This window comes from Muricauda sp. SCSIO 65647 (assembly GCF_021534965.1).
Lineage (GTDB): Bacteria > Bacteroidota > Bacteroidia > Flavobacteriales > Flavobacteriaceae > Flagellimonas_A.
The window spans coordinates 3,513,492-3,538,895 of record NZ_CP091037.1 but is presented as its reverse complement, the minus strand read 5'-3'; the positions used below and the strand labels follow the sequence as shown (position 1 = coordinate 3,538,895).

25 protein-coding genes are annotated in these 25,404 nt (G+C 38.9%); 6 read left to right on the top strand and 19 right to left on the bottom strand.

The window, feature by feature from the left end; translation table 11 throughout:
• Positions 1-333: 333 nt before the first annotated feature.
• The 15 genes from L0P89_RS15720 to L0P89_RS15650 form a co-directional block, all read right to left on the bottom strand.
• Positions 334-831: a GNAT family N-acetyltransferase gene (locus L0P89_RS15720; RefSeq protein WP_235266066.1), complete on the bottom strand. Its 498-nt coding sequence runs from the start codon at positions 829-831 to the stop codon at positions 334-336.
• Entirely contained in the window at positions 828-1,118 is a 291-nt protein-coding gene (locus L0P89_RS15715) for a DUF1778 domain-containing protein (protein WP_235266065.1), read from the bottom strand. The genes L0P89_RS15720 and L0P89_RS15715 overlap by 4 nt, the downstream gene beginning before the upstream one ends.
• 286 nt (positions 1,119-1,404) lie before the next feature.
• Complete coding sequence (locus L0P89_RS15710; protein WP_235266064.1) at positions 1,405-2,007, bottom strand: hypothetical protein; 603 nt, start codon at positions 2,005-2,007, stop codon at positions 1,405-1,407.
• Entirely contained in the window at positions 2,007-3,296 is a 1,290-nt protein-coding gene (locus L0P89_RS15705; protein ID WP_235266063.1) for a 7-cyano-7-deazaguanine synthase, read from the bottom strand. The genes L0P89_RS15710 and L0P89_RS15705 overlap by 1 nt, the downstream gene beginning before the upstream one ends.
• The gene (locus L0P89_RS15700; RefSeq protein WP_235266062.1) at positions 3,293-3,856 is read right to left on the bottom strand and encodes a hypothetical protein; all 564 of its coding nucleotides are present in this window, start codon (positions 3,854-3,856) and stop codon (positions 3,293-3,295) included. Before L0P89_RS15700 ends, L0P89_RS15705 begins: the two co-directional genes overlap by 4 nt.
• On the bottom strand, positions 3,856-4,770 hold the full coding sequence (locus L0P89_RS15695) for a hypothetical protein (RefSeq protein ID WP_235266061.1): 915 nt from the start codon (positions 4,768-4,770) through the stop codon (positions 3,856-3,858). The genes L0P89_RS15700 and L0P89_RS15695 overlap by 1 nt, the downstream gene beginning before the upstream one ends.
• A gap of 385 nt (positions 4,771-5,155) precedes the next feature.
• Positions 5,156-5,527 (bottom strand): helix-turn-helix domain-containing protein, encoded by a 372-nt coding sequence (locus L0P89_RS15690; protein ID WP_235266060.1) that lies wholly within the window; start codon positions 5,525-5,527, stop codon positions 5,156-5,158.
• Positions 5,490-5,687: a hypothetical protein gene (locus L0P89_RS15685; protein WP_235266059.1), complete on the bottom strand. Its 198-nt coding sequence runs from the start codon at positions 5,685-5,687 to the stop codon at positions 5,490-5,492. The genes L0P89_RS15690 and L0P89_RS15685 overlap by 38 nt, the downstream gene beginning before the upstream one ends.
• A 720-nt stretch (positions 5,688-6,407) precedes the next feature.
• Positions 6,408-6,698: a tyrosine-type recombinase/integrase gene (locus L0P89_RS17075; protein WP_262911477.1), complete on the bottom strand. Its 291-nt coding sequence runs from the start codon at positions 6,696-6,698 to the stop codon at positions 6,408-6,410.
• 76 nt (positions 6,699-6,774) lie between these two features.
• The gene (locus tag L0P89_RS15675; protein ID WP_235266058.1) at positions 6,775-7,176 is read right to left on the bottom strand and encodes a hypothetical protein; all 402 of its coding nucleotides are present in this window, start codon (positions 7,174-7,176) and stop codon (positions 6,775-6,777) included.
• Between the two features lie 212 nt (positions 7,177-7,388).
• Positions 7,389-7,838: a cold-shock protein gene (locus L0P89_RS15670; RefSeq protein ID WP_235266057.1), complete on the bottom strand. Its 450-nt coding sequence runs from the start codon at positions 7,836-7,838 to the stop codon at positions 7,389-7,391.
• A gap of 108 nt (positions 7,839-7,946) precedes the next feature.
• Complete coding sequence (locus L0P89_RS15665) at positions 7,947-8,138, bottom strand: cold-shock protein (protein WP_235266056.1); 192 nt, start codon at positions 8,136-8,138, stop codon at positions 7,947-7,949.
• A 312-nt stretch (positions 8,139-8,450) separates the two neighbouring features.
• The gene (locus tag L0P89_RS15660) at positions 8,451-9,569 is read right to left on the bottom strand and encodes a hypothetical protein (protein WP_235266055.1); all 1,119 of its coding nucleotides are present in this window, start codon (positions 9,567-9,569) and stop codon (positions 8,451-8,453) included.
• A gap of 9 nt (positions 9,570-9,578) precedes the next feature.
• Positions 9,579-10,454 (bottom strand): sugar-transfer associated ATP-grasp domain-containing protein, encoded by an 876-nt coding sequence (locus L0P89_RS15655; protein WP_235266054.1) that lies wholly within the window; start codon positions 10,452-10,454, stop codon positions 9,579-9,581.
• A 2-nt stretch (positions 10,455-10,456) separates the two neighbouring features.
• Entirely contained in the window at positions 10,457-11,950 is a 1,494-nt protein-coding gene (locus L0P89_RS15650; RefSeq protein WP_235266053.1) for a 7TM domain-containing protein, read from the bottom strand.
• Positions 11,951-12,112: 162 nt separating this feature from the next.
• On the opposite strand from L0P89_RS15650, the gene L0P89_RS15645 reads away from it, so the two are divergent.
• From L0P89_RS15645 to L0P89_RS15635, 3 genes are read left to right on the top strand one after another with little or no spacing between them, the layout of a single operon-like run.
• Positions 12,113-12,625 carry an RNA polymerase sigma factor gene (locus L0P89_RS15645; protein WP_235266052.1) on the top strand — a complete coding sequence of 171 codons (513 nt, stop codon included), beginning with the start codon at positions 12,113-12,115 and terminating at the stop codon, positions 12,623-12,625.
• A 59-nt stretch (positions 12,626-12,684) separates the two neighbouring features.
• Complete coding sequence (locus tag L0P89_RS15640; protein WP_235266051.1) at positions 12,685-13,605, top strand: FecR family protein; 921 nt, start codon at positions 12,685-12,687, stop codon at positions 13,603-13,605.
• Entirely contained in the window at positions 13,586-16,234 is a 2,649-nt protein-coding gene (locus L0P89_RS15635) for a carboxypeptidase-like regulatory domain-containing protein (protein WP_235266050.1), read from the top strand. The genes L0P89_RS15640 and L0P89_RS15635 overlap by 20 nt, the downstream gene beginning before the upstream one ends.
• Positions 16,235-16,276: 42 nt before the next feature.
• Here L0P89_RS15635 and L0P89_RS15630 read toward each other — a convergent pair whose 3' ends face one another.
• Positions 16,277-18,469: a hypothetical protein gene (locus tag L0P89_RS15630; RefSeq protein WP_235266049.1), complete on the bottom strand. Its 2,193-nt coding sequence runs from the start codon at positions 18,467-18,469 to the stop codon at positions 16,277-16,279.
• Between the two features lie 210 nt (positions 18,470-18,679).
• Positions 18,680-19,084 (bottom strand): hypothetical protein, encoded by a 405-nt coding sequence (locus tag L0P89_RS15625; RefSeq protein WP_235266048.1) that lies wholly within the window; start codon positions 19,082-19,084, stop codon positions 18,680-18,682.
• A gap of 197 nt (positions 19,085-19,281) precedes the next feature.
• On the opposite strand from L0P89_RS15625, the gene L0P89_RS15620 reads away from it, so the two are divergent.
• The 3 genes from L0P89_RS15620 to L0P89_RS15610 are packed head-to-tail and all read left to right on the top strand — an operon-like array spanning position 19,282 to position 23,496.
• The gene (locus L0P89_RS15620; protein ID WP_235266047.1) at positions 19,282-19,641 is read left to right on the top strand and encodes a hypothetical protein; all 360 of its coding nucleotides are present in this window, start codon (positions 19,282-19,284) and stop codon (positions 19,639-19,641) included.
• Positions 19,642-19,649: 8 nt separating this feature from the next.
• On the top strand, positions 19,650-20,414 hold the full coding sequence (locus L0P89_RS15615; RefSeq protein WP_235266046.1) for a LytTR family DNA-binding domain-containing protein: 765 nt from the start codon (positions 19,650-19,652) through the stop codon (positions 20,412-20,414).
• Complete coding sequence (locus L0P89_RS15610) at positions 20,404-23,496, top strand: ATP-binding protein (protein ID WP_235266045.1); 3,093 nt, start codon at positions 20,404-20,406, stop codon at positions 23,494-23,496. Before L0P89_RS15615 ends, L0P89_RS15610 begins: the two co-directional genes overlap by 11 nt.
• 334 nt (positions 23,497-23,830) lie before the next feature.
• On the opposite strand, the gene L0P89_RS15605 is transcribed toward L0P89_RS15610, so the two are convergent.
• Positions 23,831-24,946: a hypothetical protein gene (locus L0P89_RS15605; RefSeq protein WP_235266044.1), complete on the bottom strand. Its 1,116-nt coding sequence runs from the start codon at positions 24,944-24,946 to the stop codon at positions 23,831-23,833.
• A complete protein-coding gene (locus L0P89_RS15600; protein WP_235266043.1) occupies positions 24,909-25,385 on the bottom strand; it encodes a hypothetical protein in 477 nt (158 codons plus the stop codon). Before L0P89_RS15600 ends, L0P89_RS15605 begins: the two co-directional genes overlap by 38 nt.
• Positions 25,386-25,404: the final 19 nt, after the last annotated feature.

Below are 25,404 nucleotides of genomic sequence, written 5' to 3'. Positions count from 1 at the left end.
AATATACATCTTTCAGTTATAACCAACAGCTGTGCTGTTTTATAACGTCAAGAATTATGTAAAAAGAAATTTGTGCTACAGGGAAAAGCTATTCGACATTGTTCAGTTATAACCAACAGCTTTGCTGTTTTATAACGTCACGAATTATATAAAAAAATATGTGCTACAGGGAAAAGCTATTTGACCTAATCAAGTTGTAGTGCCTTTGGCAGTATAACGTTCATGATTATGACAAGGGAATTTGGAATTATGTACATCCTTCAGTTATAACTAACTGCATTATGTAAAAAGAAATTTGCACTACAAGGCAACACAGTATTTTGAATTTTAACATTAAAATAGTTGTTGAATAGTCTTCATAGGTAAAAACATTTTACCACTGTCAGGAAGCTTTATGAAACCATATTTTGTGTAAAAGTTTTCTGCGTCTTTATCAATTGGATCTACGATTACCGCAAATGAACCAATCTTTTTAGAAATCAAACAACTTCTTTTAAGTGCCTCAATTAGAAGTAGTTTTCCAAGACCTTTTCCTTTAAACTTTGTATCAACTGCCAATCTTCCTAATAAAGTAGTTGGGATTGAAGTGTATGACTTGGGAAGTTTTTTCTTAAAGCTTTCCGGGACCTGCTCAAGAGGAATACCATTATTTGACAAGGTAAAATATCCTTGTACAACTTTATCTTCTTCGACGAAAACAAAGCAAGCCGATAATTTTCTTTTAACATCTTGGCTTGCTTGCTTTTGAATATAATTGTCGAGCATTTCTTTTCCACAAGAAAACTCGTTTTTAACATGGGAACTATCTAAAGTTTCTGTTTGAAAACTCATTTAGAAACTGCTTCGTTGTAGTGTTTAGCAGCTTCAATTAAACTTTCATTAGGCTTATCTGCATTTACGATAGCATCAAAGAAAATCTCACTATCTTTTTGACTTTCAATGACTTTTTCCCAATCGCTGACAATTGACTTTGCTTTTTCCTGAGCAGCAGATATAACAAAATCGGTTAGACTGCGAAAGCCTCCTAAACTAGCTGCTCTTTCAAAAAAGATCTTTTGCTTCTTTGGTAGTCTAGTGTCAAAACGCGCTTTCTCTTCGTTAGTCGCTTTGGTATCCATGATTATTTTTTTCAAATGTACGTACAATTTCCGTACTAATCAATTATTTGTACGTTTTTTTTCCGTACAATATTGAAAACCTGATCTCTTTGGAATTATATGTGCCAGAATGCGTTGGCCTTTTTTGGTTCTAGCCCCCCTACTCTATTTTAATTGACCCCAACACAAAGCCGAGGGCAATGGCTTTTTGTTTCAATCACAAACCTGTCTGTACTGCCTTTTCGGCAGGCATTTTCTTCTGGCCATCGCTTCCAACCTTTTGAGCAGTTATATTTATCCACAAACTTCACTTTATAATATTTGAGATATAGTCGACTTCTTTAAGTGCTTTTTTAATTTCTTCCTCTGTATATTTTTCAATAACGTGTTCTCCTCTAGAAAAACAATAAACCCCAACACTGATATCTTCATAACCACAGCCCAATTCTTTTGCATAGTAATGTTGGATTAACGGGAATCTTAATTCACTTTCCCAAATGTAATCCTCTTTGATCATCAGGTACACTTCATAACCTCCGTCTATGGAAAAATCCAGTCTTTGAACTTCTCCGCCTAGAAAATTATTATAGTTAATCTCTAGGTTTATCTTATCTCCAACCTTGATAACTTCATTTCCCAATTCTATAAAATCGTTCACATATTGGTGCAAATAAGAAATATGATCTTCAAGTAATCTATCGCTCTTACTGTTCACCGCAAAATTCCTAAATAATTTTACTAGATGCTTTTCGGCCGATTCAATACCTTCATAATGATATTTTCGGGTTGCAAATTGCCAATATCTATACCTACCAGGCCTTCCTTGAAAACCGGATTCGCCTTCCAATGATTTTTTATACTTCTTTGGATCTTGCCTTACTTCCTCTAACTTACTGTGCGATATTCTCATTACATCACCTTTTTTACTTCTGGGTATTTATCAAAAACATCATAGGCTTGTTTAGATAGTCTGCTATACATTCTTAATGCTTCTTTTTCATCTATAGACTCATTATATAGATCCGGAAAATGTATTAGCAGGTTTTCTAAATCTGAATCCTTATATCCCTTAAATTTTGAAATGAATTCTAGAAAATCAATTAAGTTCCTTTTTCCATTGTCATCTGGAGGTAAACTCGAGATATTTTCTTTTAATAAATCCCTACTATATTCATCCAAGTAAACACCATTATATTCTAGAGAAATTCTGCGTGATAGGCAAGGTATGCATTCGCCACAATGGTTTTTGGCCGACACTCTGGAAGCTTTCCAACAACTAATCGATTTATTTGCGTTATTGGCAATTTCTTCATCTAAGATGCCCACTACTTCACCCTTAGTTTTATATAAGAAAGGGTTCACAATCTCTAAGCCATCCAGAGACAACAATTTCATGAAAATCTCCTTGGCTAAATCAATAAATTTCGGGTTTGCAGTGTGAGTTGAAAAAGGTCCAACACGAGATGGATTCAATGGTAAATGGATTGCGAATTGACCATTTTCTGCAATACTTATTATTTTTCTGAAACCAATACGCCTCGCTGTTAATGCTGCCAGGGACAAAAACAAAAAAGATCTAGTTCTTTGAGTATTTTCCCTTTCAACGTCAGTAGGAAAGAGAAACTCACCTTTATTCCTACCAAAAACACGATATGGATAATAGTCCAAATCTGTTTTATAGAATCTGTTTAATAACTCCAACACACCACTTTGGGAGTCTTTAACAACCCTATTTTGATTAATATGACTTACAAGGGCTAAATCCGAATTTTGTTTTTTATAATGTACAACTCCGCTCAATGAATCCAAACCACCTGAAAACAAAAGTACTGTTCCTTTCTTATCAGGCCAGCTTTTACTTTCTTCAGGTTTCCCGTCAACGGGAACAAACTTAATGGTCCAATTGTCACTACTTAAAACGAACAATGCCTCTTCCAGTAAATCCTTAATTCTTTCGAAAGCATGAACATTAACTACTTCAATGCTTATTTCAATTGTTCTGATATAATCTTCAAGTTCATTTCTTTTTATGCCTAAGTCTGCGGCAAAAATCCCGGAGGCAACATTTAGTAAATCTATCTCTAAACTAGTAGTCTCTCCAAAATGATCATTGAAGGCATTCTCTCCGTTGAATAAATTTTCACCGGAAATCAAGTCTATGGTGTTCGAATTGACCTTATCGATTACATTTATTTTCATTTTCGATAAGATTTAGAACTACTAATTGCGCTACTAACAAATGATTTCCAATCGTTTATGTTTTTCGGCTCGACACTTATACTGTCAATTATTCGGGAAGCTTCTAGCCTAATTTCATTCTTAAAGGCGTTCAATTCAGTTACCGATTTATTGCGATACTCCTTACCTACATATCCAGAAGCATCTCTACTAACAATGTATCCTGTTAATTCTGAAAAGAATGCACTTCTCCATTGTTTGGGAGCATTGTCGGACAGGTACGCCGCCGGGATAGCCCTTTTTGCAAACTCAGCGACAATGGAATTTTGTTTTGATGATATGAGTTCTTGCCTAAAGCTCTTTAGAGCCTCCCTCGCATTTGGAGATTGACTTACAAGTTGATGGCATTTAAAAATAATTTCAGAATTAATTTCCTTAGATAAAGGCTTATCTTGGTTTTCAGAAGCTCTCCATATTTCTTTAATAACTCTATCCAGAGGAATTTTTTTATTCTTATATCCAATCTTCACTGGTTTCCAATTGTTGTTATTTGGAGAAGGATGGCTTATTGATGTTCCCATTATTGAATGATATTATCTTTTTTTAACTTATTTATCTGGGTATTTAAATCTGTCGATCTTATCATTGGATTCACAAATATTCTATTCCAATTAATTGACTGTTGAAATCCTGAATTATTATGTATAATATTTACCATTTTTGCCAAATCCTCAGTAGAAATACATGATATTGGCACTTGTACTCTAGACATAAGTTCAAGTGATCTGCCTTGGATAGATGTACTGGAATCATTAAATTTTCCAGAAATCACCAAGAAACTTTTTATTTCAAATAGTCGTCCATATCTATCTTTAAAATCATTGACATACTTCTCGAACCTATTGATGTCATCACTTGAAAACTCAAACCCATCTTTATATGCTTTGGAATCAAATAAAAAGGCGGTCGAATCTTTACCCAAAACAATACCATCCGGAAGACTTTCAAAGGATCTATCCTTTCCGTATCTTCTCACAGGAGTTTTAATTAAAAATTGAAAGCACTCTTTAGAGTAGATTTCTAATAGATCATCGGGTTTTCCTTCTAATCCCTTTGGCAGTCTATTTTGACCTAAATCCGTCATTATTTCAGATAAATTTGGGTTCAATATTAATCCTGTATTTACAACTCCTCCGATTTTTTCATAGAATTCATCAAATGTGTAGGAGTCATAATTAACATTTAACTCATTATCACAGATAATAAAGGGTTTACTATTGTTCCTGTCTGATGTTCTTTTGAGTGTTTCTATTACGCTAGTTGAAGGTAACTTTTCACTAACCAAAACTGAATACCACATTTCTGCACCAAACTGGTCATATTTGTAAAAAATAACTACACTATGATCTGGGGATACTCTAATAAAGTCTTTAAAATGATAACCATTGACGATTAAAGTCATAATTAAATTATCATTCGCTGAATATTTACTCATAAATTTTAATAAGCCAATTTATAGCAACTATAAATTACTATGTTAAAACAAACTACTAGTAATCAGTAAATAGGGAGAGTTTAAATATAAAAAATATTAACAAGCAAATATTTACGTAATTCCGTAATTATCTGAAAATTCGAAAGAATAATCCCATTCCACACACATTTTGCTCCACTCCTCTACCCTCTTGGCAAAAAGAGTATTCCATTACCTACATTTCAGAAAGAAAAAAATTATTGAAGATGGTCACAACTTTCGCTTTTACCAAAGCTCAAGTTACATAACGCGGTACATTATAGTACAAATGCTTATATGGGCAAAACTGCGCAATACTTGGGATACAAAACCTATGCAACCCTTTCGACGTCCAGCTGACAATAAATCAGTTCAATTCAACTTGGTTGAATAATTCATTTTTTTCTTCTCCAAAAATCCTCAAAAGGAAATCTTTGATAGACGGCGCCAGCATTCTATAAAGCTCAATTTTTTCAGCTGGTATATCATCCTCAGAAATTGTAAGAAAGTATAATATAGGTTGTGGGACGCCTAATACCTTGCATATTTTATCTAAAGTGTCCGGGTTGGGATTATAGGCACCGTTTATTATTTGAGATAAAGCGGTAGTGCTTTTTCCAATTTTATTTGCAACTTCAGCCTGAGTTAATCCCTTTTTTTTAATCAAAACGTTAATCACTTTCCCTATTTCCATAAATATATTATCCTGACCCCATCGTACTGCTAATAAAGATTCCAAATAGTTCAATAAGTTTAAACACAACTGCAATGATTTCTTCTTTGCTGCTTGCATTTATTAACTCTTGCCTAATCTCATTTAGTAATTGCTTGTCAGATTCTGAGGTATTTTTAGAAGCTAATGCTTCGTCTATTTTTTCAATTAAATTATTTTTTTTCATTGTACTCTAATATTTTGAGAATTAATAAATACTAGAGCTTAATAACTTGCTAAGCCCTAGCTAACGCTTCTATGTTAACTAGGCTGTATGAGTGGTAATCGTCTAAATTTTTAAAATGGAAACTATGATGTCGATGAAAGATTCGTTTAAGGTTCCTAAAAAACTTCTTTGAATTGTTTAACAGATGTTTTATACTTCTGTTAATGGCATTCAATAGTCTTGAACTCCTATTCAAGGCATGATAATCCTGGACTAGGCTATAATAGTCATTATTATTATTAGAGACATGTGCAAGGATGTTCATTAACTCCCTGTCAGACATAACAGAAAGGTCGATATCATGAATATCATACATACAATAAGCTTCCAAAGCATTAATTACTTTGGCCTCAAACATTTTTCGACGTCTTTCATATTCTATTTCCTCACGAGTCTTACGAATGAATAAATTTCTAAGAGAATGAGAAATGCCAAAAAAATCAGAGTTTTTTGATTCAACGAACTGTGAATAACCCACTGGTGAAGAGGAGACCCAACCAATATCATTTTTTGAAACGGGAGTTAATCTCGGCTCGAACGCCCTTTCAAAAATTTTACCTATAAAGCTTAATAAATTCATGTCAAAAACAGTATATAATATACAAATTTAAGTAAAACTTAAATATAAAGCAAGTATATTAAATTTTTTATTACACTAAATAAACTTTATCAATTGTATTGCTACTCCCAAAGTTTTTCAAAACGTTTGCTGGCTACCCTAGTATAGTGAGCAGTATGCTTTGGATCCCGGTGTCCCAGATAATCCTGAATCAATCGGAGGTCATATCCCCTATTGGCCAAATAAAAACAACAGGAATGTCTCAAAGTATGAGGATGCAAATTTGGTATATTGGTTTTCTCCCCTACTCTATTGACTATATAATTCACAGCCTGCCTAGTCAACGAAAGTCCTCTTTCATTGACAAACAGCCAAGGTAAACTGTCATCCCTAGAACTCAGATATCTTTTGATTGTCCGCAGTTCGTCGCCAGCAATTGACTGTTTTAGAAGAGAATGATAAGATCAACCTTTAATGACCAAAAAAAAATCAATCAATCCGTTCTATCACCCATTTTTGTAAGCCTACTCTTGGGTTGTCTTTAAGCCCCAATGTGAAACCACAGCACTCTTTCTTAAATCGCAGTACGTCCACCTTTACCCAACCGCTTGGAAGCGGGTAGCTATTTCTAATGGTCTCACCCGGACAAATGACAACTTGTGTTCCTATGGGTTCATTTGCAATTTTTTGAATGATCATTTTGCGCCCAACCTCATATTTTCCCTTGGCTCCACAGCAATCGTTTCCATTACAGGTCTCGGTATCGATTACTACCCATCCTGATGGGACCGTGCCTGGGTGACATATCTCTCTAGTCTGTGCTTGACCTTGGTAGCAATTAATTACAAAAAACAAAAAAACCAGTACCTGGGTTATTCCCTTTGCTTCCATAGTTCCGTTTTAATTCATTTCCAATTTTAAACGAAATTCGGTTACAGAGATATCCCCATGTCTGGGTATTTTTTGGTCTTATTTCAATCGAGAACACAGAAAAATGCAGTCAATGGTCATGATACATTTAGAATGCAATCATGATCAGTCATTATACAAAATTGCTTCGGTTATCGCTTTTAAAATCAAAAACCTTACAAAACAATGAAAAGTTATTTCTGAAGATTCACACGAACAGCATTCATGCCTTTTTGACCTTTTTCAAGTTCAAAAGTGACTTTGTCATTCTCATTGATTTCATCATTAAGACCAGACACGTGCACAAAGTGTTTTTCTTGGGTTTCAATATCCATAATAAAACCAAACCCTTTTGAGTGGTCAAAGAACGCCACTTTGCCATTGCGTATAGGGTCAAATTCTTCTTCAACTTTTTGGGGAATGCCCAAAACGATTTCAGAAGCATCTATTTCATCTTTATCTGATGGTTCGGGAGGAGCATCGGTAAGGTTGCCAAATTTATCAACATAGGCAAAGGGTATGCCCCCATCACCTTCTTTGGCTTCTGCTTTTCTTGCCTCTTTTTTCTTTAGTTTTTCTTCTCGCTTTTTCTGCCTTTTCTTTTCCTTTTCTCTTTTGCTAAAGGTTTGTTGTGACTTTGCCATTTATTGGTTTATGCTGGTAAGGTAGTTTATTTATTTTCCAACTTGGGGTTTTTGGAAATAAAAAAGCCCATCAAAATCTGACGGGCTTGAAAAATTGATAGTATGAAGTTAGATGACCTTTACGTTTACTGCATTCATTCCCTTTTTTCCCTGCTCTAAATCAAACTCAACTTGGTCACCTTCGCGAATTTCGTCGATTAATCCAGAAACATGCACAAAATGTTCTTTTTCAACACCTTCTTCATTGATAAAGCCAAATCCTTTGGTGCTGTTGAAGAACTTTACTGTTCCTTTACTCATTTTACGTCTTTAAATATTAAGGTGCAAAGGTGAGGCTAATTATTGGATATTCAGTGATTTATTTCAATTCCCTTAAAAAACTAACCATTCCACACACCTGCCGGTTTACATACCTTTGGTATGCAGGCAGGCATTACCCTCCCCTTCTATCCTTCAGCTCCTCTCAGGGCAGGCATAACCTGCCCGAAATGAATGCATTCATTTCATTCAGGCGAGCGCGGTACATTATGGTGTAAATACGCTTATTTGCATAAAACCTCAAATTTATGTGCAGCTATGCTTGCTTTGGCAATATTGACCATTGCAAACCTTTCACAATCGCCATAATAGCCCTATTCCCGCATATTGGTTTGCATAACCGCGGAATGATCGTGAAGACAGGTCAACCGTATTGGTTTCCCTAAAACGACTATAAGCTATTCCTGTAAAGAACAATCCCTTGATGGGCAACTGGTGTTCAAACTTCAAGGATACGTCCATATACCGGTATCGTAGATTTTCTCCATTTGAACCAGGCGCAGAGAGAACATCATAGTCCCGTACCAAATACTTGGCAGCTGCACTGATCTTGGTCTTGTCATTATCAAACCGCAAACGCAGTCCCGGGCCATATTGATTGAAACCAGAGCGATTTTCGAGTCGGTCAAAGCGCCCATAATACGTCAATTGTGGTTCAAGCTCGAAATTGTTGCCCACGGGCAATTCGTAAAAGGCCGTTACTTTGGCATAGTCCCAATCACGCTGCCCATTTTGGAGGGTGTCTTCGGCATTGAAGGTATCGTACAATCGCTTTTTGTAGTATGCTGAAAAGCCAAAGGCATGTTCATAACGCCCGGGGCGAAATTTTTGTTTGGTGGCCAACCGTAATCCAAATTCATTAAATTGAAGGTCGCGCACCCCATAAGCGTCAAAATTCTTAAAATTATAAAAGCCCTCAATGGTGGTTTTGTTCTTTTGAATGGGCACAAATGACAAGCCCACTGCCCCTCCATAATTGGTGTAGCCCAATGGATTCACCAATATGTCCTGTGCGCCATCCAATCCTTCACGGTTCATACGCTGAAAATTGATCTCGGCCAAAAACTTGGTTTTTTTAGAAAGCTTGTAATCATATTTCAGGGTCGCATTTAAGCTCCAATAACTGTCCGATCTATTTTCTTGAAACAAACGTGCGTAAGGCGATACCGACGCACGAAGACGGTGGCCTTTCCACTTATAGCGATAATCGTAATCAGCGAACACATCAAGGTAACCGCTACTGGCGATCAAATCGTTTTCATTCAAAAGCGAACCATCGACCACCAATTGCTCAGGGCTCTTGAAATAATTGTATTCGTATCCGGTTTGACTGCCTGCTTCAAATCGGTGCCGTTCTTGTGAATGGCACAATGCACTTATCAAAATCAAGATGGTAAAAAGTCTATTTCTCATGAGTATTTTTTAAAAAGGATTTTGTTGTAAGGTGGACTGTAAGCCACATTTATTGACAAGTTGAATGCCCAAGCCCGGGCGCACATTGACCTCCATGATTTGCGGCCCTTTGGCCCTATCGATGACCAAATCAATACCCAGGTACTCTAAGGGAAAGGCTTGGGCCGTTTTTTTGGCGAGTTGCAGCATGGTGAACCAAAAGGGTATTTTCATGCCATTTACCCTATTTTCATTATCAGGATGGTGATTTGAATAGGTTCTGCCATCGTACACCTGTGTCAGGGTGCCCTTTTTCATATCGACCCCGATGCCAACTCCTTTTTGGTGTAGGTTGGCCTTGCCATCAGACTTTGAGGTCGGCATGCGCAACATGGCCATCAAGGGCCTTTCTTTTAAAGTGATGATCCGAAAATCAGGTACGCCCTCATCATAGATCTCAGCAAAAAAAGGATGTGGCACAATACATTCCTCAATCAAGCACACATCATTGGAGGCCATCGAAAACAGGCCAGAAATAATACTTGTGATGTGTTGAAAAATCTGGGCGTCGGTCATGCTTTTCCCGCTGCTCTGCCATTGGCCGTTCTCATTTTTTTTCAAAATCTTGATACCGCCACCACCACAGCCCTTAGCAGGCTTGATAACCAGAGCTTCATGGCCTTGCAGGCCTTCCCATTTGGTCTTGATTTGGCTGATTCGTTCAATGACGGCATAGGTATGGGCGCAAGCAATGTTATTTTCATGCAATATCATTTTGGTCTTCACCTTGTCATCGGCCAAAGTGTAGTGTTTGCGTTCGTTATGGGGGTAGATAAACTCAATATTGCGACGATTGAGGCCAATCACCCCTTTGGGATTGTTGATTTGGAATATCTTCTTTAACATCTCTAGGCAAATTTGGGGTTCAACAAGGGTTGAAATCTGAAAAGTTCGGTCCATCTGAGGCCCACATATCGACCCAATAGCATGCAAGCGGCGATAACCAACAGCAAAAGTTCAGGGAATAGAATCAAAATAATGTCCAATCCCTTTATCGAAAAGAGCAAAAAGCAAACACTGACCGCTACCAATGTCTGCAGTAAAGTGCCGGTAGCCTTTTGAAATCCGTCTTCGACGATCAGCTTTGAAAACCGTTCTGCCGATATGGTCAAGATGATGGTCGGGAAAAGCGTCAACGAACTCAACCACGCGACCCCAAATGAAGTTCCCAAATAATTCCCCAGCGCCATCACCAAGACCATCAAGGTCAATGAAATGACCAATTTTGGTGTATGCAATAAACCCAAGTTGTCAAAGGGGCGGGTAATCAGCCCAACGAACAAAATCAAGAACAGAAAGAGCGCCATCCCTGTCATAAAACCGGTCTCGAATACGGAAAAGGCAATTAGAACGGGCAAGAACACCCCAAAAGTGCGTATGCCCACAATATTTCGTAATATGGCAACGATCAACCCGCCCAATGGAAGCATCAGCAATAAAAACAGGTTCTTTTTTGAAATGGATTTATTTTTGACCAAACCCCACAACGAAAAAGTTGTGACTTTTTTCACCTCCTCAGCTTCTTCGTTAAGCATTGACAATGATTCCTGTCTATTGATTTCGTAGGAATAATCAAACTGGATTCCTGGGCTGTGGGTAACCAAAAAAGCATCACCTTCGTACAGTTCCAGGTAATTGGCGGGCAAGTAGGCAAAATGTCCGTTCAAGGCATCAAAAGGCACCCAAACACCATTGATGAAAAGCTCCGTCCATGCATGTGAAGTGCGCTTATTCGATTCTTTTAAGATGATACCCCCTTTTATACGGGCCGGATATCCCAAACTTCTGGCCAAAGCTACCAGTAAACGACTTTTGCCATTGCAGGAGGCCTCATTGCGTTCTAAAGCACTCAGGGCATCGGTAAGTGTAATGATAGGTGCAGAGGGAATATGGTGAACATAATCGAACAATGCCTGAATCGTTTCCCTGTCTGAAGCGGTGCCCTTTTTCAAATTTCTTGCCAGTCGCTTAATTCGGGGCGCAGCAGCCTGAATATTTTTGGTGGCCATCAAATAATATTCCATTCCGCTCGTATAGGGTTTGAAGTTTTCGGGCAATCCAAAAATTTGACCCTTGCCCTTGAACAAAAAGGAATAACTGACACTTTCATACGTGTTTTCAACTTTGGTCAACCAGTTGCCCCTTAGGTTCGGCCCCTCGGCCAACGTTGTAAACCGTACATGCTTGGGCATTATGTTCTTTTGCCCCTTAATTTGTTGTCTGACATTGTTTTTAGGAAGATAGGCTTTAATAAAGGTGCTTCCCGTATCGGTCTTAAAAAAATACCGATAGGTAATGTGGTAGCTTTCATCGGCCTTAAAGGAATTTTCATGTTTAGACAACAAATTTGTTTTGTACAAAATGGAAACCAGCGCCAATAGACTTAACCCAACAAGGATGAACTTAAATTGCTTTGGGACATTCATAACCAAGATTTTTTTAGTTTTGATAGTAGAACAGGATACTTTGAATTCACCCCACCCCCTTAGCAAAAAAATCTTTTCATGAGCCAAAGCGAAAAGTCTGTTTGTGACAAAAAGGTTTTTAATGAGCTGTTCGATTTGAACTCAGAGTCTCTTCGCAATTACCTTTACTATCAGTGCGGTGACTTACAGCAGGCTGAGGATTTGGTACAGGACGCATTCATTAAATTGTGGAAGAACTGCAAAAAGATTTTATTTGAAAAAGCCAGGGGTTTTCTTTTTAAAGTGGCCAAAAATGCATTTTACAATCAAGTAGACCACCAAAAAGTGATGTTGAAGTATGCCAAAAGGCCCCAGAAAAACTCCAATACCGAAACTCCTGAATTTCAATTGGAGGAAAAAGAGTTTCTGGAGCGATTGCAAAATGCCATAGCAAATTTGCCTGAAGGGCAGCGGGAGGTTTTTTTGTTGAACCGAATGGACCAAATGACTTATAAGGAAATTGCCGAGTTTTTGGGAGTGTCCCAAAAGGCAGTGGAAAAACGTATGCACAAGGCCTTGGTCAAATTGCGAAAGGTCGTGAAGAATATTTGATGATATGGGGGTAGGGTAAAAAAAGAGTAACCTGTTCCCTTGATATATGTAACACAATTATGTTCGAGGAAAAAGATGATACCATAATGGCCCGTTGGCTCTCAGGTGAGTTGACTGAAGCTGAGCGTGCCGAGTTCGAGGCATCATCTGAGTATGAAGAATATCAACGCTTGGCGATGGGCCTCAAGGCCTTTCAAAAGCCTGATTTTGACAAAGAAGCACTCCGTGAACGCACTTGGAGGGAAATTGGAAATCAAAAACCCGTCAACGTAATTCGGTTAAGACCATTATACTATACTGTAGGTATTGCGGCTTCAATCTTGGTACTTTTTGGTCTCTTTTTCAGCAAAGTGACCTACTCTACCGCTACGGGGGAAAAAATAACGGTTTCTTTACCGGATGGCACCGAAATAGATTTAAATGCACAATCGACATTATCCCATAAGCGCTTCTTTTGGATGGAAAATAAAGTGGTCAACCTGAACGGAGAGGGCTTTTTTAAAGTAACCAAAGGTGATGACTTCAGTGTCAACACCGAATCTGGAACCATTGACGTGCTTGGTACTGAATTCAATGTCAAGGCGAGGCCCTCATCATTTGAATTGTATTGCTATGAAGGCCGGGTACGCTATGAAAATGAACCTGAACAGCAAGAAGCATACTTAAACGCTGGCGATGTCGTTCAATTAAAGGGAAAGATTTTGTTGGCATTTAAACATGAGGATACCCGACCAGCGTGGCAGAGCGGTATGAGTCGATTTTCCAATACGGAACTTCTGATCGTCATGAAAGAATTGGGCATGTACTATGACATTTCGTTTGATTTCACGCCCGATATGATTCAAGGTCATTTCACCGGAAACTTTGTACATGATAATTTGGAAATTGCCCTTAAATCTGTTTTCGTTCCCATGGGTATTGAATATGAGCTCAGCAAAGACAAAAAAACCGTTTTTCTTAATGTCAGCGAACGGCAGTAGGCTTCTTTCCTTATTTTTCCCGTTATTCTTCTTGGTCACAGTATCAGCCCAACAGACCGTCGAGGTGGATTATCGAGACACACCGCTAAAATCGGTACTGCTCGATTTGGAACAAAAGACCGGATTGCTCTTTTCATTTTCAGATGAACTGGTAGCCGATAAATCGATTACGAAAAAAGCGAAATCCATCGAGGTCAACGAACTGCTTTCTTTTTTGGGCAAGACTACCTTGCTCAGCTTTGAGCGTATTGGAGAGAATCAGGTTATCATAAGTCTGCCCGACAATCGTATCTCGGTTTGCGGCTATTTGTTCGATAGGATCACCAAAAAAGCCCTCCCCTATGCCACCATTATCATCAAAGGCACGACCAAGGGGTTTACCTCCGACGAAAACGGATATTTCGCTATAGAAAATGAAAACTTGACAAACGGAGTCTTGTTACAATATATTGGGTATGCCAGCGAATTACTGTTTCCTACCGACTTCGACAAAAATAGTTGTCTGAATTTCTTTTTGAATCCTAGGGCCGAATCGCTCAGGGAGGTCGTGGTAAGGTCTTATTTAATAGAAGGCATCGACAAAAACGCAGATGGGTCTTTGGCCCTGAACTCAAGCAAACAAGGTATACTGCCCGGTCTGGTCGAATCGGATATTTTTCAATCTTCACAGTGGGTGCCGGGAATCACAAGCATAAACGAAACAGTTTCCGATATACAGATTAGAGGTGGTTCGGCAGATCAAAACCTTATTTTGTATGATGGCATTAAAATGTACAATACCGGCCATTTCTTTGGTATGATTTCCATATTCAATCCTAATATCACCACTGGCGCAACCATTTTTAAGGGCGGTGCCGGTGCCGAATATGGAGACCGTATCTCTGGGGTCATTGATATTCAGGGAGAAAACCAGGTGCCTCAAAAAACAACTGGGGGCTTGGGGGTTAATGGCACCCAGGCCGACGCCTTTGTAAAGGCCAGATTAACCGAATCTGTAGGTTTGGTTATTTCGGGGCGACGCTCATATGCAGATATTGAAGGATTGGGCACACCTACCTTTGAGGCCATTTCTGAAAAGGTATTTCAAAATACCATAGTTGTGAGTGATGCAATGGGTCAGGTGATCGACGATGAAGAAGATGAAGAAACCCTGGTTGAGGGTGAGGAAATCTTCTCTTTTTATGATACAAATCTAAAGCTCATAGTAAAACCCTCTGAAAACGACAGTATCTATGTGAGCGGATTGCTCACCAATAATGATCTTGACTTTCGCCTACTTGATGATGAGAATCAATCTCAAGATGCCCTGACCACTGAAAACCAAGGTTTGAGCTTTAATTGGAGTGGGTTAAAAGCATATAGGTGGCATTACGGCATTAGTGGGTATTATTCCAACTATGACAGTCGGTATCGAAATCAGTTTTTGGATGGACAGGATGTGACTGAGGAAAACCTACGGAGAAACTCGGTGACTGATTATGGACTCGATGTGAACATCGCCTATGATCTCAACAATGAGAATACATTGAAACTGGGGTATCAAATCTCAAGAAACGAAGTTTTCTACCAGCTCTTTCGTGACGAATTGGGAACGGAAGACATAGAACCCGATGACAGTGATGAAGAAGGCATCGAATCAGCCGATGAGCGTGACTTCAATGAAGTCACAGACAGAAAAAACGACTCCAATTCACTGTATGCCACTTTTTACTATCGAACAAAAAGCAAAGGTCTACTCAGCCTTGGAATTCGGGCGACAACATATTCTATATTAAATGGATGGTATTTTGAACCTCGTGCAAATATCGAATACCCAGTCAGCAAGTCAATACGGCTCAAGTTGACCGGTGAAAAAAGATACCAGACCCTTAGCCAACTGGTTGAATTTGATGATACCCGTTTGCGCCTTCAAAGTGGAACATGGACGTTGACCGATAACGATGAATTTCCATTGTTGGAGAGTGAACAGTTCTCTGCGGGAATTTTGTTGGATTCTAAAGGGTGGACCATTGATTTGGATGGTTATATTAAAAAGATTGACGGACTCACATCTTTTACCAATGGGTTCACCAGCGCTTCTGAAGAATATTCACAGGGCGCCAGCGATGTTCTTGGAGTGGATCTTTTGGTCAAAAAGCAATGGGCCGACTATCGCATTTGGCTAGGATACACATATAATTCAGTAGACTATCGGTTTGATGAATTGGCCAATGCCAAGTTTCCGGGCAATAATGATATCACCCACAATTTTACCCTTTCAAATACCTATGAAAAGGGTAATTGGCGTTTTTCATTGGGCTGGAATTTTAGAACGGGCGCACCCTTTACTCCAGTAACCGGGTTCGATGCCGTTGAGGGCGATATAACTTTTGGGGCAATAAATAGTCAACGATTGCCCAATTACCATCGTCTGGATGCCTCTGCACAATACCGATTTAAATTAGCATCCCGAAAAAACTATCGGGGTGTATTTGGCCTGTCATTGCAAAACTTATATGCGCGGCAGGTACCGCTCTCTGTTTTTTACCGTGTAGATGACAATCCCCAGACAGGATTGCAAGAAATTGACCAATTAGAACAATTGTCATTGGGTTTCACCCCCAATTTTTTATTGCGTTTTTACTTTTAAGAAGCAGTAGACCTTTACCCTTAAATTTGTTGTCAACAGCTGTCATTTGATGGTTACGGCTTCTCCATAAAATTTTTGGGCAAGAAGTTCATCACCTTCATACACAGAAAAGGTCTTTCGGGTCAGTTCGATACCAAAATTTCTTCCCTTCCATTGAATATCCTTCAATGTTGCTTCCCCAATATCTTCATGGTTGAAAGGCTTAATGATGAGTTTGTCTTCTTCCATTTTTACACCAAAAGTTCCAAAAACAATGGCCTCCCACCCTGAACCTGCTGAAATTTGCAGGGGCATTGAAGAACGATCCTGCTCTGCCACATCAATACGTGGATTTTGAGGTAGGTAAGGAAAGTGGTCAACATACCGCATATTGCGCTTGAGCACATCCCAGCCCTTACCTGCAAAACCCCTTTGGTACAGATTGCGTGAAATACGACCGGGCATACCGGTAAACTGGCCTCCACCACCCCAGTCTGAATCTATCAGATCCCAATGAACCGTATCTCTACGTGCAATGGAATAGACACCATATTTACCCAAAAACTCACCTTCTTGCAGGTGGCTTACCAATTTATAAGCTTGATGATATGAAAGAAAATCCGCTCCCAACAGATCGAACAAGTGATAGGTCCAAATCGTGCCCTTGGTACCATCTGGATAATAATTGTCAAACCATCCCAATGCTTCATTCCACAGGTATTTATTTACCAATCCTTTAAGCTTCTCTGCGTCTTTGTAATAGGTCTGGCCCAATTTTTTTTCATCTCGTCTGGTGGCCCAATCAGACATGGTATACAACAAATCTATGGTCAAGGTATTGGTGATGGGAACGGCATGATTATAACCATCTGTACGAATTTCGATGATCTTTTCTGTGTTGTACCCCACGTCTATAAGCCCCAGCTCATTTGTGTAATTATCCTGTAGTTCATCTACCCAGCGCTGCATCCACTCCCAAACAGTTGCGCCTGCCACTTTCTCATCAAAAAGGGAATGATCTCCCGTATGCCTGAGGTAAGCCTCGATCATAATCTGAAGTGCAAAAGGTTCTTGTATATACAAAATCTCCCAATGTGCCCCGTTCCAGCCGACATAGGTTTTTTTCAGTTGTACTTGCTCAAAATTTGTTAAAATGGCGCCCTTAAGGCTCTCTGCATCCAACATTCCTATGATGTCTGAAGCATATGAAGTGTCCCAGCTTATCGTATAGGGCCATGTACCCACGGCCCAAAAGACTTCTGAAATGTAACTTGGGTTCTCATAACGACTCATCAAAACAGACAGCATACAACGATAATAGTATGCTTCCATTTGCTTATTGCTGCTTGAGAACTTTGGGAGTCTTTCATAGGCCCAAGACAGCATACTCCGTGTCTTTTCATCCGCATTTTGCATTCTCTCCTGGATGTCGGTCTGGGTAATTGCCGGAGGAGTATCCTCAGGATTGTAAAACTTCACAGCGAAGTAATAGGTTTCCGAAGCACCCGCACCTATATTGATTTCGAATCCTTCATCACTTGTTTTTTCGATGGAGGAGGATACACGTACGTGAACCATATCACTTCCCAATGTAAATGTGTCTATTGCCTTTGCCTTATTAGAACCTTCCGCTGCCCCCTTCTTGGTATAACGCTCTAAGATCTCAGCAACCTGATTTGGAATAATGGTCATTTCCAAATTTTTGGAATTTCGATTGGCGAGCGTAAGTTTTATAAAAACTTCATCGTCATAGTAAGACACATTGGTCCAACTCTTTGCAGAAAAACTAACCCATTTTTCATTATATTCTTTATGAAAGGTGGCCGTTCTTGTATACTGGTTGGGCTGCCATCTTTCATCTTGTGTCACCATTATTGATGGAGAATTCGGACGGAAATTTGAACCCAGCGGATCGTAGCTCTCGCCATCATCTATCCACGACTTCCATTTGGTGGGCACATCATCTTCTATAAGACGTCCCGTTCCTTTGTCGAAAAAGTTCAGGTTGAATTCATAACGGGGCGCTCCAAAAGGTAAAAACCATACGTTGGTGAACTGGGTCACACTGTACTGTCGAGGAGATATAAACCCTCTGTGATTGAACAAAAGAACCTGTTCATCGTCAAACGATATGTCCTCTCTGTCCATAGCGTAATACTCAGGGTCGGCGGGGGTAAAGACTTGTTGTGCATTTGATTGCCCACTGATTAAAACAACAGTGCTCAGAATCGGCAACAGCAATTTTTTTGTGTTCATTTTCATCTTAAATTGATATATAAAAATTCGAACCGCGTACTACAAGATAGTCAGGCTTCAAAAAAGGAAAAACGTTTGATTATAATTTTCAATTCAACTTTCCTGCAAAGGTAATCTTTAGATGGACCTGAATTTCAGGGTGTGTTTTGTTTTACTCAGATAATGTTATAATAGAATTTCTGTGCAACTATGCTACTTTATATGGTCAATTTATGCCAGCCCAGAATTAAGGCTTTTTAGATAAGGCTCAAGAGGGGCTAAAAGATGCTGCATTTTTCGAGACCGATAATAGTCCGGGTCAATAAAATCATAATCCGTAGCATGAGTACTATCGGTAGTAGCCCATTTTGTGGAATTCTTGAACCATGGCATCGGCAAATTATTTTTTTGACTCAGAGCACTTTTTTTAGGCAAAATACTGTCCGAATAAATGCTATGACGCTCATTTGAGTCGGCATCGATTAATTGGGAATAGAGGTGCGGACTTGGATCATCAAGAAGAAAGTCAACTTCTTCTTCAGGTTTAGTGCAACTTAAGGTGATCTGGAAAATACAGGTAATGAGAATGGCCCCCTTATTTGCAATGCGCTTCAATTGGTGTGTACTAGCATTCATGATTTCTATGTTAATTGTTCGTTCTTGGTTCAATAATAAAGGAAGTTTATTGGCGAGAACAGCTTCTTTTACCCTATTGCCTCCCTACTTATCAAACGGTTGATCTAACGGCAAGACCCCATTGGATAGACCGTAGGATTACTTTTTTAACATACTGAAGCATAATGACCTATCTTTAGTTCAAAGCTTGAATTACAGTGAAACAGAAAACAAAATATGTTGATTTAAGTAATGTATTATCCATCTCTAGAGGAGATGATGAACGAATATTGAAATACCTTGATCAGTTCAATCAGTTAATACCCGAACGCATGATAGAACTACAAAGAGCCATTGACAATCAAAACCGACTTAAGATTCGACAAATAGTACATCAGATGGGTCCGCAAATTCAGTTTTTCGGCATTTCGAGTATTGTTCCCCTTGTACAACAATTGGAATTGGAATATGAAACAATTCCAATAAAGGACTTGAACGACCATGTAGTTCAAATTATGGCTATCTTAGAAAAAGCCCTCGCTGAAGTTTCCCAATTAATTACGACCTACACTAAATAACTTGGTGAATGACCAATCCAATCTCCTGCATAATCATCGATGACGATCCATTCATACAAGAATTGCTCCAAGATAAACTGCAACAACACTTTCATGAAATTGAAGTGATGGGTGTGGGCAACAATGGCCAAGAAGGAATCGCTAAGATCGCCGAACTAAAGCCCAATCTTGTTTTTCTCGATGTGGAGATGACCGATATGACAGGCTTTGAAATGTTGTCACAACTGCCGAAAATTGATTTTAAGGTCATTTTTATCACCTCGTATAAACATTATGCCATAAAGGCCATCAGGTTCAATGCACTGGACTACCTCTTAAAGCCTTTTGACCTTGGCGAATTGAAAAATGCGGTACGCCGCTTTAAGGAAAGTCAGCGACAAGATTCGGCCAACAATACGATACAGAGAGCCCTTGCCAATCTAAAGTCTAAAAATAGTGCAGACCAGACCCTTGTGCTGCGTACCCAGGAGGGAGAACTGTACTTGCCCCTAAAAAACATTATCAGTGTAGAAGGTGACCGTAATTATAGCCGCATCCATCTGACGCAAAATAGAAGTGAACTGGTTTCAAAAACCTTGAGCACTTTAGAAGAACTTTTGGCAGACAAAGACTTTTTTAGATGCCATAAATCACATTTGGTAAACAAACTGCATATTGTTTCCGAACCAAAAGCACTTAGCGTGAGCCTTTCCAATCAAACCACTGTTCCCGTGTCAAGACGAAAGAAAGATGCCTTTAAGGAATGGTACAAATCAACCCACCATGATCAATAAAGCAATCGTAGCACTACTCTTTTGTAGCAGTCTTATTTCTTTTGGCCAGGAAGCCTGGCTTGATTCTGTTGCCATATATACCGAAGCACAAGCAAAACTGGATTCCATTGACAAATGGCAACAACAAGTGGGCACGGCCCGTAAACAAAAGGATGTTGATACAGAAATGTTGGGGCTTTATAAAATCTTGGACGCTAAGGTTTTTGACTTTGGCAACCTTCTACGTTATGATGAATATAAAGAAGTTGCCCTTTTGGAGGCACTGATTGAACAGTACCCCAATAATACTGTAACTCTAAAAATTAGAGCGGGTTTTTATGACATGCTTGGCACACATATCATCAACCAACGGTTCGCTAAGAATGTTATTGAAGGCATTCAAGACATGGGTATGATCAAAAAAGCGGTCGCCCATTTTGAAAAAGCCGAAAAATTGGCAAAGGAAGATAAGAATTGGTATGTGTACTACCGTGCAAAAATATTTCGCGATAGTAATCTGAAAGGATATTCAGCCAAAGAAATAATAGAGCAGTTCTTAAAGCTAGAAGATGAAATAAAACAAAATAAGGCATACAATGCCCTACCGAGATTATATTCGGCAATTGCATTTCAATACAGAATACAAGGGAATAATGAAAAGTCCATTATATATGCCAAAAAAGCCATTTCAAAAAACCTTAGAAAACGTCGCTTAAATCAACTTGTCAATAATCTCTCTCTTCTATATTTAAAAATGGACCAACCTGTAGCGGCCTTGCAACATAGTAAAAGAAGTGTACATCTTTCAAGAGCTTATGATACGGGTGTCAAATTGAATTCCCATGTGATTTTGATTCAAGCATACGTTCGGCTGGACAGTTTAAAAAAAGTTGGTCATTATCGGAAGAATTTTGACAAACTGATCGCCAAACATAACACAGTTCAATTCACCAAATTTCAAAGTCAACTCACAAGGGCCATCGCCACAAATGATGTGGCAGAGGAACTTAAAGCAAGATTGGAAATAGCCCAACATAAGCTTTTCATCTTAGGAAGTGTTGAATTGAGCTATTTAGATCTATTGGAATTGGAGGCAAGGTTAAACGAATATCCAAAATTTAAGGAGACACCTGAAACCTTAGCTTTTTATCACACCATCGGTTTTTTGCTCAACTATCAAGAAAAATATGAAGAAAGTGAGGCCTATTTGAAAAAGGGTCATGAATTGGCTAAAAAGCACAAAGAAAAATACAAGGAAGATTATTATACCATTAGTGGGAGACTATTGGAACTCTACGGCAGAATGGGCGATAAACAAAGAACAGAGGCCTTTTATCAGCAAATAGAAAAAGAACTGCTATCAGATGCTACCCTCCCAGAGTCCATATCTGTGTCTATATACATAGAAGCTGGTTTGGCCTTTCACTATCTTAAAGATTATAGCACCGCTATTTCACTGCTCAACAAGAGTATTGACATTGATCCAATCAACCCACAAGCGCATGCAATACAGGCTGCGAATTACAACGCGATTAGCAAAAATGATTCCGTTATTTTTTATGGCGAAAGGGCACTTTTACTTCCCAATCTAGAATTTGTAGCGCCATGGTTTGCCCACAAAGCTTTGGGAAATACCTATCAGCGAACCGGTGCATTTGAAAAAGCTTTATATCATCTAGCTGAATTTCAAAGGATAAATACGAACTTATTATCTAACCAAACTGCCTTTAAGATAGGAATTATAGATAAAGAACGGGAGCAAGAAAAAGCGGCATTGCAGGCTGCCCTGAGCAATCAAAAATTGGCCAATCAACGAAAGCTTTTATGGGTGCTGGCTGTTGGGGCCCTACTTTTTGCGTTAGGGTTGTTCTACATTTTCAATCGCCTCAAAATCATTCGAAAACAAAATATCATCATCGCACGGGAAAAACAACGGGCAGAGCAATCAGAACGTTATAAAGAACAGTTCTTGGCCAACATGAGCCATGAAATACGCACCCCCATGCATGCCATTTCTGGTATGACCAATGCCCTGCGAAGACAAAAGCATCCTGCATCCCAGACCGCTTATTTAGACGCCATAAAGACAAGTTCAGACAATCTGCTGGTGTTGCTTAATGATGTTCTCGATTTGTCAAAAATTGAATCTGGAAATCTCGATATTGTTCATGAACCGATGAATGTTGTCGGGGTCATTCAACAAATCACTAGCTTATTTCAGTATAAGGCCGTTGAAAAAGGGCTTGTACTATGCTCCAATATCCCAAAAGACTTCCCCAAATATATTATGGGAGACCCCAATAGGTTGCATCAGATATTGGTGAATCTTGTGGGCAATGCCCTAAAATTCACAGATCAAGGCAGTGTTGAAATAAATGTATTCCGTGATGACAATCACTATACGATAGAGGTGAAAGATTCCGGCCAAGGAATCGCTCCCGAAGAAACGATTCTAATTTTTGAATCATTCAAACAGGGTGATACTATCGCTAAAGGCAAACAAGGAGGAACCGGCCTTGGACTGGCCATTTCGAAGCAGCTTATCGAATTGCAGAATGGAAAAATCGATGTCGATAGCCAAATAGGTATGGGAAGTCGATTTTTCTTCGAGCTGCCGCTGCGTATAGCTGAAAAGGGCAAATATAGAACAACGGTATTCACCGAAGAACAACTCAAATCAAAAGCGGCAACGCTAGCCGGAATTTCAATCTTGATAGCCGAAGATAATGCGTTCAATGTCATGGTTGTGAAAGACGACCTGGAATGGTATATACCAAAAGTGGATCTAACTATTGTTGACAACGGCCAACAAGCGATGGAAAAGTTTCAGGAGAAAAACTTTGACTTGATATTAATGGATGTACAGATGCCTGTATTGAATGGCTACCAAGCTACAAAAGAAATAAGGCGTCTTGAGGGTAACAATACTACCGAAAAACCAATTGCAATAATCGCAATGACCGCAAGCTTGTTGAAAGAGCAAATAGACAGATGTTACGAGGCCGGTATGGATGCGTATATTCCGAAACCGTACAAACCTGAAGAATTGGTTAATACACTATTGAATACTTTATCCACAAGTCCTTTAGAAACAATGAAATAAGCATTCAGGAGCATCTACCATATTCGTGCTTTTTCATAAATCTATTTGAAGTATTAAAAAAAGTACTGGAAAACATTAGAACTTCTCAAGCACACCATCTCATGCACTTTTGCCTCCACTGCTCCCCTTCGACAGCACTTCGACAGGCTCGGTGTGGCAGCTCAGGGCAGGCATAAGGCTGTACATTATGGGACGACGACTAACACTTCAATATTATGTCACAGCAGTTTTACAATTTTTTAGTGATGCAACACAAAATTTGATTTTACAAGAGCCATTTGAAATAAAATGTCTGAAGAATATTGTTTTCCTCTGTCTACATTGTTTTTAAAGTCTATTCAGTCACGTTAATATCTATCTCATCTGTAATGCTATTGCCGCCAGAGTCGGTTTGAGTTGAAACTCTAATAGTAACTGGAATAAGGAAGTCAATATCTCCTGTATCAGCATAAAAAGTGGCCGTAGCTTTGCCATCTAAATCTGTATTGGCGACGGAAAGACCAGTAAACCGACCTACCTTAACCTCAAGACCACCTACGGTCTGGAAAGCTTCAAAGTCTACTTCCGTTTCTTTGCTTACTTTACCTGAATTTCTCGTTAGAAAAGCAGAAATTAGATTCGAAGATGTAGCGTTCATATTCAATGTTGTCGGCTCTAAGAAAATTTCATCTGCAAAAGCCCTTTCAAAAACCAGAACAGAATCTTTTGAATATTCCGATGATTCTCCGGTCTTTACAGTAAAAAAAGTAGGACCAACCTCTTGGGGCACAACATAAACTGCAGACAAACTACTGTCTTCTCCCCTATTTTGAGATATCAACCCATTACCAGTTTGTTGAAATCTACCTTTGGTTGAAGTAAAGGTTAGGGAATTCAAGTTTTCTACATCTACCAAGACAGTTCCTTCAATCAAAATTGTAGTACTTCCATCAGCTTTTGGAACATCAGATAAATTTTGTCCATCAATTGATTTGAAATCTAGGTCTATGACCGCATCGATTGAAGTCAGATTTATTGTTTTTTCTGAGACATATGTTATCCCATCTTTTCCCTTGACCTCTGCGGAAAGAAATAGTTCTCCAGAATCTAGTGGCAATCTCAACATCGTCTCCGCAAATCCAATATTATCAGCTAAAACAGTTGCCGAATTTTCTGATACTCCTTCAAAATTACCATCTGAGGCCCTAAAAGTAACTTCTCTAAATTCCTTATCTGCCTCTCTAAAAATTTCTGCCTGCAATTTGATTAGGTCGCTACCATTACCTATGCTCTCTTCAATGTCATTACCTGAATTATTTAAAATCTTCAAAGTAATAACATCCTCGGTAAGAATAGTTTCCTCATCTATTCCATTGCATGCGTATATGGCCAGCAAAAAACTGAATAAAAGGAAAGAATAACCTATTTTACCATTATTGAGTAATAACTGTAGATAGAAAATTCGTAGCATAGTTGTAATTTACAGGTTCATCGTCCGTACCAAAGTATACCTCAATATTAATATGGGTCATTATCAAATTATCCAATTCCCATGTTGAAATCAACTCGTATTCAATAACTGGAAGGGAATCATCCGCAGCGATTTCGGTCTCTAAAACCTTGACGGTTTCTTTGGTCTTATTCGCAAAATATACTCCATTAGGACTTTCAATTTTCAGCTTTATAGATGATTTAGGCGGTAATTCTTGCAGCGCCTCCAACTGCAATTTTTGAAGTTTGCTTTTGCTTTTATATGGACTCACATCGATTTTAACAAATTCTATTTGATTATAATTTGTAAATGCTTGGGTCAGGGTCACATATTTTGCACCCTTAAGATTAAAATAAACAAGTGCGGCAACAATTATTAAAGCAATCAGGCCAAGTATGATTGTATATTTTTTCTTCATCTATTTAGTCTTTGGTTAT